The sequence below is a fragment of the Nannocystis pusilla genome, assembly GCF_026626665.1.
GTDB lineage: Bacteria > Myxococcota_A > Polyangia > Nannocystales > Nannocystaceae > Nannocystis > Nannocystis pusilla.
Genome location: NZ_JAPNKE010000002.1, coordinates 2891911 through 2907706, shown reverse-complemented (window position 1 = coordinate 2907706; position 15796 = coordinate 2891911). Strand labels below are relative to the sequence as shown.

At 72.5% G+C, this 15796-nt stretch carries 11 protein-coding genes, 1 tRNA gene and 1 pseudogene; 6 read left to right on the top strand and 7 right to left on the bottom strand.

The genetic code is table 11. From position 1 onward, the window contains the following. Nucleotides 1-50 precede the first annotated feature (50 nt). A complete protein-coding gene (locus tag OV079_RS12630; RefSeq protein ID WP_267768559.1) occupies nt 51-617 on the top strand; it encodes an SCE4755 family polysaccharide monooxygenase-like protein in 567 nt (188 codons plus the stop codon). A gap of 464 nt (nt 618-1081) precedes the next feature. On the opposite strand, the gene OV079_RS12625 is transcribed toward OV079_RS12630, so the two are convergent. Beyond that, complete coding sequence (locus OV079_RS12625; RefSeq protein WP_267768558.1) at nt 1082-1543, bottom strand: hypothetical protein; 462 nt, start codon at nt 1541-1543, stop codon at nt 1082-1084. A 325-nt stretch (nt 1544-1868) separates the two neighbouring features. Between OV079_RS12625 and OV079_RS55810 the strand changes: the two genes are divergently transcribed. The 3 genes from OV079_RS55810 to OV079_RS12610 all read left to right on the top strand — a co-directional run bounded on the left by OV079_RS55810 (nt 1869) and on the right by OV079_RS12610 (nt 2948). Next, nucleotides 1869-2108 carry a Kazal-type serine protease inhibitor family protein gene (locus OV079_RS55810; protein ID WP_267768555.1) on the top strand — a complete coding sequence of 80 codons (240 nt, stop codon included), beginning with the start codon at nt 1869-1871 and terminating at the stop codon, nt 2106-2108. Between the two features lie 232 nt (nt 2109-2340). Further along, complete coding sequence (locus tag OV079_RS12615; RefSeq protein ID WP_267768553.1) at nt 2341-2670, top strand: hypothetical protein; 330 nt, start codon at nt 2341-2343, stop codon at nt 2668-2670. A 202-nt stretch (nt 2671-2872) separates the two neighbouring features. Continuing rightward, nucleotides 2873-2948: transfer RNA gene (locus OV079_RS12610), tRNA-Thr, on the top strand. Nucleotides 2949-3405: 457 nt separating this feature from the next. On the opposite strand, the gene OV079_RS12605 is transcribed toward OV079_RS12610, so the two are convergent. From OV079_RS12605 to mnmG, 6 genes and pseudogenes are all read right to left on the bottom strand, one after another. Beyond that, complete coding sequence (locus OV079_RS12605) at nt 3406-3843, bottom strand: hypothetical protein (protein WP_267768552.1); 438 nt, start codon at nt 3841-3843, stop codon at nt 3406-3408. 162 nt (nt 3844-4005) lie between these two features. Beyond that, entirely contained in the window at nt 4006-4143 is a 138-nt protein-coding gene (locus tag OV079_RS12600) for a hypothetical protein (protein WP_267768551.1), read from the bottom strand. Nucleotides 4144-4430: 287 nt separating this feature from the next. Continuing rightward, a complete protein-coding gene (locus tag OV079_RS12595) occupies nt 4431-4772 on the bottom strand; it encodes a hypothetical protein (RefSeq protein WP_267768550.1) in 342 nt (113 codons plus the stop codon). Between the two features lie 554 nt (nt 4773-5326). Beyond that, a complete protein-coding gene (locus tag OV079_RS12590; protein WP_267768549.1) occupies nt 5327-8443 on the bottom strand; it encodes a hypothetical protein in 3117 nt (1038 codons plus the stop codon). A 665-nt stretch (nt 8444-9108) separates the two neighbouring features. Then, a complete protein-coding gene (locus tag OV079_RS12585) occupies nt 9109-9801 on the bottom strand; it encodes a hypothetical protein (RefSeq protein WP_267768548.1) in 693 nt (230 codons plus the stop codon). A gap of 360 nt (nt 9802-10161) precedes the next feature. Continuing rightward, nucleotides 10162-11918 (bottom strand): annotated as a pseudogene (gene mnmG / locus OV079_RS12575) (tRNA uridine-5-carboxymethylaminomethyl(34) synthesis enzyme MnmG). Between the two features lie 496 nt (nt 11919-12414). Between mnmG and cobA the strand changes: the two are divergent. Together cobA and OV079_RS12565 are read left to right on the top strand one after the other, a co-directional pair. Continuing rightward, entirely contained in the window at nt 12415-13974 is a 1560-nt protein-coding gene (gene cobA / locus OV079_RS12570) for a uroporphyrinogen-III C-methyltransferase (RefSeq protein ID WP_267768543.1), read from the top strand. 133 nt (nt 13975-14107) lie between these two features. Further along, nucleotides 14108-15358: a cytochrome P450 gene (locus OV079_RS12565; RefSeq protein ID WP_267768542.1), complete on the top strand. Its 1251-nt coding sequence runs from the start codon at nt 14108-14110 to the stop codon at nt 15356-15358. Nucleotides 15359-15796 lie beyond the last annotated feature (438 nt).

The following is a 15796-nucleotide window of genomic DNA, read 5'->3' as shown; positions in this document are numbered from 1 at the left end:
GCGTAAGCAGGCAGCCTCCTGGCGCGGGATGGGTCGGTCTGGCGCTGGCCGTGTCGTGCCTGCCTGCGACGGCCCTGGCGCACATCCGCCTGATCGAGCCGGCTCCGCGCCACGAGCAGCAGAAGGCCGGGCCCTGCGGAGCCGGCACCGACGACGCGCGCGGCGAGGCGCCGAGCACGTTCCGGCCCGGGCAGACGATCACGGTGCGCTGGCAGGAGACGGTGCCGCACCCGGGGTACTTCCGGATCAGCTTCGACGCGGAAGGACAGGACGCGTTCGCCGATCCGCCCGCGGCCGGCGAGCGAGGCGACCCGGCGGTGGTGTTGGTCGATCTCATCGCCGACAAGGACGGGACGCAGACGTACGAGCAGGCGGTGACGCTGCCGGACGTGAGCTGCGAGCGCTGCACGCTGCAGCTCGTGCAGGTGATGACGGACAAGGCGCCGTACGGGGACGGCAACGACCTCTACTATCAGTGCGCCGACCTCGTGCTCAGCGAGGACGCGCCCGAGACGAGCGGGGCGCCGGCCGAGGACGACGCGGGCGGCTGTCGTACGGCCTCGGCGGGGCCGCTGGTGCTGGTGCTGGTGCTGGGCCGACGGCGCCGGCGAGCGTGAGGCGGCGAGCGGCGGAGCCGGCGGGCGAAGATGCCGAGCGCTCGACAGGCCCGGGACGGCGAGCCGGATCGAGCGGACGGGCGAGCGTGCAACCGCAGCGCGAGCGCGCCGGCGACCGGTTGCTGCCAGCCTTCCGGTCGTCGCGGTCGCGAGAAGGGTGTCGGCGGGGGAGCGGCCAGGAAATGCAGCGCGAGGCTGCTGGTGGCCGATTTGGCCGCGGAGCCCGGCGAGCGCTCGCAGCTCGGAGGGGCCGAGCGCGCCGGTGAAGCGGGTGCCCACGGCCATGAACAGCCGCTTGAGCGCCCACACGAGCGGGCGATCTTCGGTGTCGCGCAGCCAGAAGTCGGCGCACAGGGGCCCGACAGCGGGCGTGCCAGGGAATACAGCGCGAGGCCGCTGGTGGCCGATTTGGCCGCGGAGCCCGGCGAGCGCTCGCAGCTCCGAGGGCCCGGCAGCGGGCGCGCCTAGAACTGCAGCGCGAGGCCGCCGGCGGCCGGCTTGACGCGGACGCGGGCGGTCCAGTTGTCGCGGTCGCGAGTGAAGCGCTCGTAGCGGACCGCGCCGACGGCGGTGAGCGGCATGCCGACGAGCATCATCAGGGCGCCGGGGATGAGGAAGTGGAGGCCGGCGTAAGGGCCTCCGGGGGCCGGGCCCTCGGGGACGGGCTGCGGGTTCATGACGAGGAGGGCGCCGATGATGGTGGTGGGGATCCCGAAGGCGAACAGGCTGGCGCCGACGATCAGCGACTTGAGGCCGCGCGGTCGCGGGTACTGCACGGCGAGGTCGGTCGTGCCGGGGTCCTGACAGGGCGTGCCGGCCGCGGCCGAGCGCACCGGCAAGCGACAGGAGCGGAGCTTCGCGGTCGCGGTGGTCGGGGCGAGCGCGACGAGGGCAGCGAGCGAACACAGGCACAACGCGCGGCGCATGAACAGCTCCCGTGGAGAAGGGCAGAAGTCTCGACCGCATCAGCGTCCGCCATGCTCGTGCGATCTGCAAGCGGGCAGTAGCCGGATGCGCGGCTCGCCGAGGCGTGCTACCGATGCGGCGTCAGGAGAGCCCCATGATCCAGCAGGCCCTACTTCGCACCCTCACCCTCGCGTTCGGCACCACGGTTCTGTTCGCTGGGGGCTGCAAGGACACCTCGGGAGCCGGCTCCGGCGTGCCCGGGCCCGTCGCCGACCCGGCGGGGACCGCAGGCGCGGGGGTGGAGGCGCGCAGGCGCCGGTCGAGGCGACGCCCGAGACCACGCCCGTGGCCGCGACGGCCGGCGATCCGGCCTCGCCGACGAATCCGCCCGCGTCGGGCGACTCCACGACGGTGTTCGTCGAGTGCACGACGCGCTCGAGCATGTGCACGCGCGAGTACAGCCCGGTCTGCGGCAAGCTGTCCGACGGGGCGCGCAAGTCGTACTCGAACAAGTGCGTGGCTTGCAGCGATCATGCGGTCGTCGGTTACTCGCCCGGTGCGTGCCCCGAGCCGCCGCCGACTTGATGCGTCGCGCCCGATGATTTCGCCCGTCCTCGCTCGTTCTCCGCCACGCGGCGGCAGCGTGCCTCCTCGCGCCTGGAAAGCCGATCGGCTCCCGGCGCGAAGGTCGAGATGACCCGGGAGCGGCGCCCGGAGAGCTGGGCCGCCCCGCGAGCAGCCCACGTGTTCGTGACTGCCGAGCGACCGCAGGTCGGCGAGGTTGCATGGCCCGGGAGCGATGCACTATCCCACGGGGGTGATCGGCATGCTCCTCGCGGCGCTGGTGACCGAACCAGCGGCGGCGCCGGTGTTGGAATGGCAGGCCCCACCGTCCTGTCCGTCGGCCGCCGAGGTGCGCGAGCTGCTGCTTTTCTATCAGCAGGTTCCGCGCCAGCGGCCAGACATGACATCCGAGGCGACCGTCACGGCGACGGCGGACGGCTGGGCGCTCGCCCTTGGAGATCGCCGCTCCCGAGGGCGGGGAGATCGGCAGCGGTGGAACGACTCATCGGGGGACGCTGGCGGCGTCGGTCCCGCCGCGCGCGACCGTCCGAGTCGGATGCGGACGCCGCGCTGGCTTGCCTGAGCGGGGCGTATTGCGATCGTGCAGGGCAGTCCGGGGGCTCGGGCTGGCGCGAGGGCGAGCGCGAGGAGGGGCGCTCGCGGCGCCTGTCGGAGCGTCGGGGCGAAAGAAATTCCTTGACCGCCAGGACCCCTTCGAGGATGCTCCGCGCCCGCCCCCCAGGCGGGAGAGGCCGCGTTGGCCAGCGCCAACCCGGTCCAGGTGCGCCACTTTAGCTCAGTTGGTAGAGCAGCTGATTCGTAATCAGCAGGTCTCCGGTTCGAGTCCGGAAAGTGGCTCCAAGCTGAGGCGAGTTCTGACCCCTCCCGCAAGGGAGGGTTCCCCTCTCAAAGGGGAGCAAGGACCCCGTTTCCACCCTGGCAGAACGCGCTAAACCGCGTCTATGCCGGTGGAAACGGGGCTTCTTTGCGAGATTTCACGACTTTCGGAGATATGGGGTCGCCGGACACTCGTCCAGGGTCTCCGTGCAAGGACCGACTCTCGGTCAGTTTGCCCCGTCTTACCTGAGCTTATTCTCACGAGGTCGCGCGAACGACGATGCGCGACTATCGGCGGTACGGCGCCGACATCTGCGCCGCGCCCCGCAACGTGAACTCGGAGGGTCAATCCTGAGCGCGATCGGGGGCTGCGGCTGGACGTGCTCTACGCCGCGATCGAACACGCCGCGCTTCTTGGTCGCTCTCGCGGGCTGGCCGTCAGAGTCGACGAACTCCTCGGGCAAGCGCGGGCTCGTATGACTCAGGCGAGCAGCGCGTCAACGGCCGACCGGGCTTCGTCGCGTCTGTCCGAGACGTCGTCGTAGGTCAACGTGGGCAGCGACGCGGCTCGCTCCGGCGCGAGTGCCTTCGCGAACCCGATCACCTGGATCAGATGCCGCTCATCATGGGTCCGTCCGGTTCGCGTGACGGCGTCGTCGATCTCGACGTAGAAGCGCAGCGCCGGCTCGAGCGCGGCAGGATCGCCGATCAGGCGCAGCGCCTTGAGCAGGTAGTAGACGCGTTCGCCGGTGTCGCAATTGGCATTCGCTTCGGTCAGGGCGGCGAAGGTCAGCAGCCCGGCGAGCGGCCCGACCGACTCCCTGCCGTGGCGCACGAGCTCCTCGACGCCGCTGGTCGCGTCGTCGTCGTCGTAGGTGTTCGAGATCCGCGAGAGGGCGTGGGAGATTCGTGGATTCATCCTGGCGGATGGTATGCCGGGAGCTGCGCGAACCCAAGCCGGCGGCGCGTCGACGAGTCTCGCGCGAGGTCTCCGGCGGGGTACAGGGCTGCCGCATGGCGACCCATTACGACGCGCAAGGGTTTCGAGGGAAGGTGCGCATGAAGCCCGTCTCGATCCCTTTCACCACTGCGCAGCTGAAGAGAGGCGCGCTCGCGGCGACCTGCCCGTCGGTGCGGTCGTCATCGGCGTGGCGATCACGATGACGACCGCGCTCGCGTTCAGCGGCACGAGCACCGGCGTGACGATCAAGGCCGGCACAGGGCGGACGACGACGGCTTCTCCCGGCCACGCAGGCCAGCGGCGGCGTGGGCAGCAAGCCGATCGCCGCAGCCGGCGCGCTGGTCGGCACACGTCCCGCGGGCGGGGCCGGGTCCGTGCTGCTGGTGTTCGCGGCGACGGGCGGCGGGGCGGTGCGCCGGGCTGATTCTTGATCAGTAGGTCTCCGGTTCGAGTCCGGAAAGTGGCTTGAAAGTTCCTCCGCCCGAAGCGACCTCCTCGCGGCTCCGCGACGGAGGTCGCTCGCGTTTGCGGGGTCGACATCGGTGTCAGTCTCGCCGCGTCGTCGACGCGCGCTCGCGTTGCAGCGTCGGGGCCACGGACATGCCCGAAGCGACATGTCCCCTGGAGCTCGCGGCGGCGCGGGTCTCGGCGCTGCCGCGGTAGATGAGCAGGGCGACCGCGCTGCCGGGTCGTGAGCCGCCGTCGCGGAAGTGGGCCTGGACCTGCACGCGCCAGTGGAGGTCGTCGTGCTTCTCCATGCGGCAGGTGAAGCCCAGCATCGCGTCGTCGATGGGCCGCTGGTTCGGGACGTCGGACGGGAGCACGACCCACCACCAGTCGCCGACGCGGGTGCCTTCGTACACGCGGTAGAGCTCGCCGTCCTGCACGTTGGCAGCGTAAGCCGACGGGATGGGTCGCGCCGTCGGACAGTCAACGGCATCCGCGGCGATGCGCTTGGCGTCACTCTGATTCACGGCTCACCTCCTATGCGGCCACTACGGTGGAAAAGGCCGCTTTCCCGGCAAGTGACCCCGGCTAATTCGCGGCGCGGCGGGCCGGCCGCTGGCGCCGGCGCCGTGCAGGCCGAGGATCGGCGCGGGTCGTCCGCTTCGCCGCCCGGCGCGGTGCTCTCCTCGCGGCATGGAGCGGCGGCGCGGCGGGTCCGGCGGTGTCGAACGGCCGCGCCGATCCGCGCGGTGGCTGTGATGCACGCGGTGGCAGGCCGCGAGGTGCGGTGAGGTGCTCGCGACGGCCCGGCGTGTGAGGGCGCATCGGCTTGTCGAGAGGACATGTCTTTTCGAGCATGCCCGATAGGACATGCGTGCGCGGGGTCCGAAGCTTGCGGGCGACGGCGACGCGTGGCGCGGGCTCCGAAGCTGCGGCGACGGCGACGCGTTGCGCGGGCTCCGAAGCTGCGGCGACGGCGACGCGGTGCGCGGGCTCAGAAGCTGCGGGCGACGGCGGCGCGGAAGTAGTTGAGGCCGAACTCGTCGTCGAAGCCGCGGGCGTACTGCAGCATGAGGTCGATGGCGTCGCCGTAGCCGAGCTTGAAGCTGGCGACGAAGCTGGCGCCGACGCCCCACTTCAGCATCTGGCGGGTGAACTTCTCGCCGTTCGCGCCCCAGGCGGCGCCGAGGTCCATGAAGGGGACGAGGGTGAGGCGGCGCAGGAAGCCGGGCAGGGTGCCGAGGCCGCGCTCGACGTCGGCGAGCGGGATCCGGTACTCGACGTTGAGCACGCCGTAGTAGCGGCCAGGGAACGCGAACGGGCGATAGCCGCGCAGGTTGCCCCAGTCGCCGTAGGGGGCGCGGAGGAGGAAGCTGCGCAGGACCTCGTTCTGCTGCGAGGTGCCGCCGATGTAAAACGGCGAGCGCCGTCCGAGCGTGCCGGCCGAGGCGCCGCCCTCGAGCGAGATGCCGAGCACCTGGTGGCCGCGCCACGGCATGCGCAGCATCTCGACGTAGCGGCCGGTGAGCCAGATGTCGGAGTAGCGGCCGCCGAGGTGCGGGTCGATGAGGTTGACGGTGATGCTGGCGGCGCGCCCGGTCTCGTTGCCGTAGGCGTAGCGGGTGCCGCGGCGGCTGTCGTAGTCGAGGCCGAAGGCGACGGAGCCGAGGCCGCCGAGGTCGGGCAGCGTGGAGGACGGGGCGTTGGGGTCGACCGCGGGGGCGTTGTTGACGTTGGCGTAGTGGGTGTACGCGTAGCTGATGCTGGCGTTGGCGTTGTGCACCGGGTGGCGCACGACCGGGACGCTGATGGAGCCGCGCGCGGTGGTGATCCGCTCGTCGTAGCCGCGCTGCAGGTAAGACGGGGGCGAGGCGCCGGGGGCGAGGTCGTCGGGCGGGCCGTACTCGTAGCGCTCGAAGCTGCCGCGGCGAGCGTAGTCGCGGCTGACGAGCACGCGGAAGGTGGGCAGGAGGCGCGACCACTCGTAGACGATCGAGCCGCTGGGGGCGCGGAAGGCGGTGTTGTAGCCGCCGTTGATCGAGAGGCTGTGGAACTGCAGGACGTCGCTGACGCCGATCGAGGCGCCGATCTCGGTGCCGAAGCTGCCGGAGGTGGCAGAGGCCAGGGCGGAGGGGAAGATCGTGCGCGGGAAGAAGGTGCGGTAGGCCTTGTAGCGCTGGCTCTTGAGGCTGACGGGCCGGCCGCGATCGCCGACCTCGTCCGGGGTGGGATCGTCGATGGTCGGCAGCGGATCTTGCACCGGCATGGGCTCGAAGAACTCGGCAGGGTCGAGCTTCATGACCCAAAGGTCATATCCGTGGGCGGTGAAGCCGAGGTAGACCAGGCGCTTGCCGTCGTGGCTGACGACCGGCTCGAAGGCGCCGCCGAGGACGTTGGTGACCTGGTGGACGCGGGCGTTGGCGACCTCGTAGGCGTAGATGTTGAAGACGCCGTCGCGGTCGCTGTTGAAGAGGACGTACTTGCCGTCGGGGGTCCAGCTCGGCTCGCTGTCGAGGAAGCGGTCGGCGGTGGCCCGCACGGTGGTCTGCGACTCGCGGTCGTAGATGTAGATGTCGCGCATGCCGCCCTCGCGGAAGGCGGAGTAGGCGACCTTCTTGCCGTCGGCGGACCACCGCGGACCCGTGACGATCTGGATCCGCTCCATCGGCGCGACCTCGGTGACCTCCTTGGTCTCGATGTCGAGGAAGGCGAGGCGCGCCTGGGCCGAGTCGTTGCGCGAGAAGACGACGGTGCGACCGTCGGGCGAGACGTGCGGGTCGCGGGCGCGAGCGCCGAAGGTGAGCTGCTCGAGGTCGCCGGGGTTCTGCCGGACGTTGCGCGCGCCCTTGGCCGGGGGCCGCCAGCGCCACAGGTCGGTCCACGAGTAGCGCAGGTCGTGGACGCCCCAGATCTCGAAGACCATGTCCTCGGAGACGCCGACGAAGGAGCCCGAGCCTGCGTCCTGCAGCTCGACGATCCGCTCGACGCCGACGGTCTGGCCCTGCTTGCCGATGCCGATGCCCTCGCGGAGCGCCCCGCCGGTGCTGCGGATCCGCCGAATGCCGGGGTTCGAGTGGCCGTCGTCCTCGAAGTAATAGATGTGCCGATCGTCGGGCGACCAGAACGGGTGCCGCACGAAGTTGCCCGAGGCCTGGGCAGAGGTGGTGAAGGTGATCCTTCGGCCCTCGCGGATGCCCCGCGCCCGGATCGCGCGCGCCTGGCCCTGGAAGCGGCGCACGGTGTCGAGCTCGAACTCCTCCCACAGCTTCTCCCAGCTGACGCCGAGGACCTTCTCGACGGCGCGGTTGATGGCAAACGGGAGGGTCTGGCCGCCGTAGACGTGGTTGAGCTCGGCGAGCTTGTCCTCGCCGTAGCGGTTGCTGATGTAGCGCAGGAGGTAGAGGCCGTAGAGGTAGACGCTGCTGCCGTGCGGGAAGATGTTGGCGCCGGAGGAGACGCGATCGATCGGGATGAAGCCGTGCTCGAGGATCGGCGCCCGCAAGTACATCTCCCACTGGGTGTGCCGCCCGCGACCCTGGCTGGTGAGCCGCGTCTCCTCGTGGCTGGCGAGGCCCTCGACGAACCACCGCGGCTGAATGACGTTGGGCTGCCAGACCTTGCCGGCGCGCCCGAACCCGAGCAAGGCGTTGATGAGCCGCGGGACGCCGTGCGTGGTGTCGAGGTGGATGATGTGCGTGTATTCGTGGGTCAGGAGGATGTCGATCCAGTCGTCGTATCCCTCGAGCACGGACATCGAGTCGGGAGCGGTGACGTAGGCGACGATCCGCGGGTAAGGGCTGGTGTTGGCGAGGCCGTTGGCGGCGTCGGTGTGGTCCTGGTAGACGACGTGGGTCTTGAGCCACGGGGAGTGCGAGAGGCTGGTCGAGAGCCGCTCGTGGGCCCGCTCGAGCACCATGGCGGCCTTCTCGGCGGCGTACTCGTTGCCCTGGTAGTAGTGGACGTAGAAGTGGTCGGTCTCGAGGGTGCGCCAGCGTGGGTCGCGCGTGGCGGCCCACGCTGGCCGCCAGACGAGGCAGGCGAGGACGAGCCCGAGCAGCGCCAGAGCCCCGCGCAAGCGGCGAGGTGCACGGGCAGGGCGCAACGCGGACACGGGCGCCAAGCCTAACAGGACGCTCCGCCGGCCGGGACGCGAAGCAGCGGCGAGAGGGCGTGCGCGAGGTCGGTGGCGCGCACGATCCGGCGATCGTGATGCGCGCGGCGCCTCGGGCGCGGGCCTGGCGAGGCGGTCGGAGCCGCGGCGTCAGCCGGCCTCGCGGGGCGCGAAGGCGAGGACCCCAGGGGCCGCGTCCTCGCAGTGAGGCGCTGCGGGGATCCACCGCGCGAGGGGAGGCGCCAGCCGGGGCGCGGGGGTCCGAAGCCGGGCGGGTAGTTGCCGTGGATCGCTTCGGGGCCGCCGACGGTGCGAAGCGGCTGCGGCGATCGGCGGGGTGCTTCGGGGCCGCCGACGGTGCGAAGCGGCTGCGGCGATCGGCGGGTGCTTCGGCGAGTGGATGAGCGGCGGGGTGCTTCGGGCGCCGACGGCGGGGTGCTTCGAAGTCGCGGCGGAGGGTGAGCGACGCGCGGCGATCACGTCGGCGCCGGCAGAGTGCTTCGAGGTCCGGCGCTACGACGCGGCGGAGAGCGAGCGACGCGTGGCGTTCACGTCGGTGACGGTGAGGTGCTTCGAGGTCCCGGCGCTACGACGCGGCGGAGGTGAGGAGCGCTTCGGGATGGCGCGTACGCTTCGAGGTTGTCGGCGACAGGGGGTGACGGCGATCAGGGGCTGGCGTCGGTGCAGGCGCCGTCGTAGCAGCCGAAGAAGGGCGCGCAGTCGTTGTGGCTGGCGCAGGGGTCGCCCTCCTGGCCGTCCCAGCACTGACCGAGCATGCACACGGGCGAGGTGGGGCCGCAGTCGTGGTCGTTCTTGCAGGGATCGCCCTCGTTGCCGTCGTAGCAGACGCCCTGGACGCAGCTCGGGGTGAAGTCGGCGCAGTCGCCGTCGTTGTCGCAGGGGTCGCCCTCGTCGCCGTCGTGACACTGATGATCGTCCTGGGCGCAGTAGGGGGCCTGGTCAGGGCAATCGTTGCTTTCGAAGCAAAGCTGGCCCTCGCCGACCGGGGCGGGCGGAGCGGTGGTCGAGGCGCCGCCGCTGGTCGGCTCGGGGGCGCCGGTGGTGGTGGTCGTGGTGGTGCCGTCGTCGACGGGCAGGTCGGGCGGGGTAGCGCCCGAGGTGGTGGTGACGTCGGTGGTGGGCGCGACGGGCTCGGAGTCGGCGTCGGTGGCGGCGCTGCCGGTGGTATCGGTGCCCGCGACCGGCGGGCCCGCGCTGGCGGTCGGGGTGGCCGTGGTGACGCCAGGCGGCGGTCCGGCGCTGTCGGTGAGGCCGACGCCGAATCCGGACGGCTTCTCCGGCTCGACGCAGGCCATGAGCGTCGCCAGACCGAGGGGCAAATACACGATGTGTCGCATGTCGGGCCTCGCTGGATCGCGGCTGTCCGTCCTCAGCATGTGCCCACATTTCCGCTCGGCATGATCAACTATATTGATGTGACCCGGACGCCGCGCCCCCGCCCACGACCCGCAGGAGCGGCTGGAGAGGGGGAACGGGGCGAATCGGCGGGAACGGGAGCGCGCGGCTTCGCGTCGCGGGCAATGTGGGGTGTGGCGGTCACGACATTGGCCGCGGCGGAGGTGCGCGCGGTGATGCGAATCATGATTGTGCAGAGTCGGTCGCGAACGGCGACGCGAGGCACCACGCGCCGGGGCCTTCGCGGGCCGGTGGCGCCGGCCACACGGTAGGAGGTGGTGAGAGACGAGGCGGGGCTGCTATCAGCGCGGATGGGCGGCGGCGAGGGCGGCCGCCTCGGCGCGGCGCTGGGCGGCGCGCACGTGGGCCCACAGGCACATCAGAGCGGCGGGGGTGATGCCGGGGATCCGCGCGGCCTGGCCGGTGCTGGTCGGACGCACGCGGGCGAACCGCTCGGCGGCCTCGGAGGTGAGGCCGGGGAGGCGGCGGTAGTCGGTGTCGGGGTCGATCGGGAGGTCGGTCGCGCCGCCCCGCATCACCCGGATCTCCTTCTCCTGGCGCTCGAGGAAGCCGGCGTAGCAGCGCTGCGACTCGGCCCGCTCGCTCAGCCACGCGGGGGCGTCGGGGTCGGGGCGCGCGAGCAGCTGCTGGACGCGCTCGCCGCGGGCGCGGGCCCTGTCGTAACGGACAGGGTCGATGAGACCTGCTGCAAAGGACATGTCCGAAAGGCGGGCGTCGGCGTTGTCCTCGCGCAAGAGCAGGCGGTACTCGGCGCGCGCGGTGAACATGCGGTAGGGCTCGTCGCAGCCCTGGGTGACGAGGTCGTCGATCATGACGCCGGCGTAGGCGTGCTCGCGGCCGAGGACGAGCGGGGGCGCCCCAGGGCGGCGAGGGCCGCGTTGGCGCCGGCGAGGAGGCCCTGGGCGCCGGCCTCCTCGTAGCCGGAGGTGCCGTTGATCTGGCCGGCGAACCACAGGCCGGGGATGTCGCGCGCGCGCAAGGTGTGGTCGAGGTCGCGGGCGTCGACGGCGTCGTACTCGACGGCGTAGCCGGGGCGCAGCATGACGGCCCGCTCGAGGCCAGGAATGGTGCGGATGAAGGCCTCCTGCACGTCGGCGGGCAGGCTGGTCGAGATCCCGCCGGGATAGACGCTGTCGGTGCCGAGGCCCTCGGGCTCGAGGAAGATCTGGTGGCGGTCGCGGGCGGCGAAGCGGACGATCTTGTCCTCGAGCGAGGGGCAGTAGCGCGGGCCGCGGCCGACGACCTGGCCGCTGTACATGGCCGAGCGGTGGAGGTTTTGGCGCACGAGCTCGTGGGTGGCCTCGGTGGTCCAGGTGATCCAGCACGGGACCTGGGCGAGGACGGGCGGGGGGCCGTCGTCGGGCAAGGTGAAGCGCGGCAGCGGGTCCTCGCTCGGCTGCTCCTCGGTGCGCGCGTAGTCGAGGGTGCGGCCGTCGAGCCGCGCAGGGGTGCCGGTCTTGAGGCGGCGCAGGGCGAAGCCGAGGGCGCGCAGGTGCTCGGACAGGGCCAGGGCCGGCGGCTCGCCGACGCGGCCGCCAGGGGTGGTGCGCTCGCCGGTGTGGAGGAGGCCGCCGAGGAAGGTGCCGGTGGTGACGACGACGGCGTCGCCGGGGACGATGGCGCCGTCCTCGAGGACGACGCCGCGGGCCCGCTGGCCCTCGAGGTGGACGGCGGCGACGAGGCCCTCGACGACGCGCACGCGCGGGTGGCCGAGGAGGGCGGCGCGGGCGTATTCGCCGTAGCGAGCCTTGTCGACCTGGACCCGGGTGCTGCGCACCGCCGGGCCCTTGGAGCGGTTGAGGACGCGGCCGTGGATGGCGCAGGCGTCGGCGGCGCGGCCCATGAAGCCGCCCATGGCCTCGATCTCCTTGACGAGGTGACCCTTGGCGACGCCGCCCACGCTGGGGTTGCAGGGGGTCTGGCCGATCGTCTTGAGGCTGCCGGTGACGACGAGGACGCGCGCGCCGACCCGCGCGGCGGCGAAAGCGGCCTCCAGCCCGGCATGTCCGGCTCCGACGACGATGACGACGGGTTCCACGGCGGCGCGAGGGTAGCAGACCGCGGCGAGCGTCCAAGCGCCGGCGCGAGGCCCCACGTACCCCCAAGAGCGCGGCGGGCGGCCCTGGATCGAGGCGCCGGGGGGCGGCTTGCGCGGGTTCGCGCGTCATGGTAGTTGGCCGCCGATAGGGTCGCTGGTAGAGCTTCCCGGGCTGGTGTGCCGCCAGCAGAGCAGCTGATTCGTAATCAGCAGGCCCGGGCTGACGTGCGAGGAGCATCGGTCGCGGTCGAGCGGAGCCGTGGAGCGGGGAGCATCGGGGCTGACATGCGTCGCAGGAGGTCGGACGGGAATCGAGCAAGTCGCCGGCGGGCTCGCGGACGCGGGCCGTGAGGGCGGCGGGCGCCGAGCCGCGGAGGCGCGCGAGTGCGCCCCTGGGACGCGGGGGTCGCGGACATGCCGCGGCTTTCCGCGGGCGGGGGCGCGGACGCGCGCGTCCTTGGAGCCATTCGTCGGTAGGTGGGCTATCTTTGCCGACGTGACGGGCTTCGTCTCGATCGTCGGCGCCGGTCCCTGGGACCCGGAACTCCTCACCCTGGCGGGCCGCGAGCGGCTGACCCGCGCGGACGTGGTGATCGCGGATTACCTGGTCAATCCGGCCCTCTTCTCCCATTGCCGCGCGGACGTCCACCTGTTCCAGCGCACCGAGAGCCCTCACGGCGGGGCTCACGGCGAGCCGGTGCCGGACCAGGAGGCGATCAATCGTCTGATGGTCGAGCGCGCGGCGGCCGGCCTGTTCGTGGTGCGCCTCAAGGGCGGCGACCCGATGGTGTTCGGCCGCGGCGCCGAAGAGGCCGAGGTGCTGGCGGCCCGCGGGATCCCGTTCGAGTTCGTGCCCGGGGTCAGCGCGGCGATCGCCGCGCCCGAGGCGGCCGGCATCCCGGTGACGCACCGCGACCACGCGCCCTGCGTCAGCCTGGTGTCCGGCTACGAGGCGTACGAGAAGGGCGGCCGGGCGGTCGACTGGGAGCACCTGGCCAAAGGGACAGGTACGCTGGTGCTGATGATGAGCGTCCGCAACTGCCGGCAGAACGCGGAGCGGCTGATCGCGGCCGGGCGCGATCCGGCGACGCCGTCGGCGGTGATCCGCTGGGGCACCCGCGGGATCCAGCGCACCGTGATCGCGCCGCTGGCCCAGATCGCCGACCGCGTGGAGGCCGAAGGGCTGCGCCCGCCGGCGGTGATGGTGGTCGGCAGCGTGGTCGACCTGCGGCGGACGACGCAGTGGTTCGAGCGCCGGCCGCTGTTCGGCAAGCGCGTGGTGGTGACGCGGGCGCGGCATCAGGCCAGCGAGCTGCTGCAGCTGCTCGCCGGCCAAGGCGCCGACGCGGTGTCGGTGCCGTGCCTCGACATCGCGCCGCCCGAGGATCTGGCGGCGCTGAGCACGGCGGCCCAGAGCCTCGACGAGATCGACGGAGTGATTTTGTCGAGCCCGAACGGGGTGCGCGCGTGGTTCGACGCGCTCGCCGGGCTCGAGCTCGACGTCCGCGCGCTGCACGGCAAGTGCCTGGCGGCGATCGGCACCGGCACCGCGACCGCGTGCTGGGAGCGCGGGATCCGGCCGGACATCGTGCCGTCGGCGGCCCGCTCGGAGGGGCTGGTCGAGACGCTCGGCTCGCGCGGGCTGCTGGCCCGGCGCTGGTTGCACGTGCGCGCCGACGAGGGCCGCGACCTGATCGCGGAGGCGGTGCGCGCGGCGGGCGGGAGCTACCGCCTGGTGATCGGCTACCGCGTGATCCGCCCGAAGGTGCCGGGGCTGCTGACGCGCTCGCTGCTGCCGCCGGAGCACGGCGGCGAGGGCACCGACGCGATCTGCTTCGCCAGCGGCAAGACTGCGCGACACTTCGTGGAGACGCTGATGGAGGCCCACGGTGAGGCGCTGACCCGCGAGGTGCTGCGAAGGGCGCGGCTGATCGCGCTCGGACCGGTGACGGCGGGTGCGCTGGAGTCGATGGACCTGCACGCCGACGCGGTCGCCGGCGGGCTGACGGACGAGGCGATGCTGGCGGCGGTGGTCGAGGCCATGAGCCGCGGATGACACCCGCGGGTCGGACCCGCGGCGGCCGGGCCGCGGGCAGGACCGGCGATCGCGGATGCGCGGGGAGGTTCACGCCGGCCGCGCGGGTGGCCGAGCATTTGTCCGTTGCCGGGCGGACCGGTATCGTTGGGCGATGAGCTTTCTCCGCGAGTACGCGGCGAGCGAGGCCGGAGCGCGCAGGGCCCTGACGTTGCGGTGGCTGGCGGAGCGCCCGCGCGAGCTGTTCGCCGAGCTGCAGCGCGAGCGGCCGATCTTCGCCGCGCCGAACCTGGTGGTCGTGACGCGCCAGGCCGAGGCGATCGAGGTGCTGACCCGCGGCGATGTGTTCTTGGGACATGCCCTCGAGGCCAGGCGACAGGCGCTGTTCGGCGGGTTCTCGCTCGACGAGCGCGAGGGGCCGCGCGCGGCGGCGGAGGCGGCGTTGGTGCGGCTGTGCGTCCGCGGCGACGATGCCGACCGGGTGGCGGCGATCGCCCACGAGGCGGCCACCGCGGCGGTCTCGGCCGGTTACCGCCAGGGTCGCTTCGAGGTGGTGCGAGATCTGGCCCACGTCGTGGCCGGTCGCGTGGCCGCCGAGTACATCGGGGTCGGAGGTCCGGAGGAGAGCACGCTGGTGCGGTGGGTCGACGCCATCGGCCGCGACATCGAGCGCAACCCGACGGGCGACAGCGAGATCCACGAGGAGGCGCGCGCGGCCGCGGCGGAGCTCGGCGGTTACACGGATACGATGGTGGCCTCGCGCCGGGCTCAGCGGTCGTCGGGGCGGATGGCCGGCGACGACGTGCTGGGCCGGCTGGTGGCGCTGCAGAACGTGACGCACCTGCGGCTCGAGGAGCGTCGCCTGCGCGAGGTGCTGCTGGGGTTGCTGGTGGCGGGGGTCGAGCCGATCGCGGCGTCGATCTCGCTGGCGCTCGGCGAGCTGATCGACCGCCCGGGCGCGCTGCAGGTGGCCCGCGCGGCGGCGGCGAGCGGCGACGACGACAAGCTGTGGGCGGTGCTGCGCGAGGCGCTGCGGTTCTCGCCGCCGCGCCTGATGCTGGCGCGGATCTGCGGGCAGAGTCATCACCTGGCCCAAGGGACAGCCGACGAGGTGGTCGTCCCCGCGGGCGCGACGGTGGTGGTGGCGACTGCGGCCGCGGCCTTCGATCCGGCGCGCGTGGACGAGCCGGAGCACTTCCGCGTCGACCGGCCGGAGCACCCCGACTTCCTGTTCGGCGAGGGGCCGCACGCGTGCGTGGCCCGCCAGGTGGCGACCGCGGCGATCCGCGAGACCTGCAAGGCGCTGCTCGGCCACGAGTTCCACCTGTCGGGGCCGCTGCGGCGCGACGGGGGGCGGCCGATCGCGTTTCCTGTCGGGCTGGCGCCGCTGCGCGCTGCCGGTTGAGGCCGCCGGGCAGCGCTGGTCGCGGGGCTGGTGGGGTCGGGTGAGGCCCGCGACTGCGACGGGCCGCGCTCGGCAGCAGCGGCGCCGATGCGGCGCGCCGTGACACGTTCTCCGGCTGGAGGTCGCAGTGCAGCACGCTGGCGCGTGTGGGCGTAGGCGACCGCGCGGGACCGACGGGTCCTTCTTCCCTCGAGGCGTCGCCCAACTTGGCTCGCTGTTCTTCGGGACAGGTACGAATTCGGTCGCCCGCGAGGTGCGGACGAGTTCCGCGAACTCGAGTTCGGCGTCCGACGGGAGCTGGTCTTCAGGACAGGTCCAGATCCAGCGAGCTCGAGCGTTGTGAGGCGCGCCTAGCGCCCAGCGGCCTGGCGAGGTCGGCCGAGGCTGGCGCCGAGTCCGCGGCGGGCCCGGCGATGGGCCGTGGGAGGCCGATTGGGA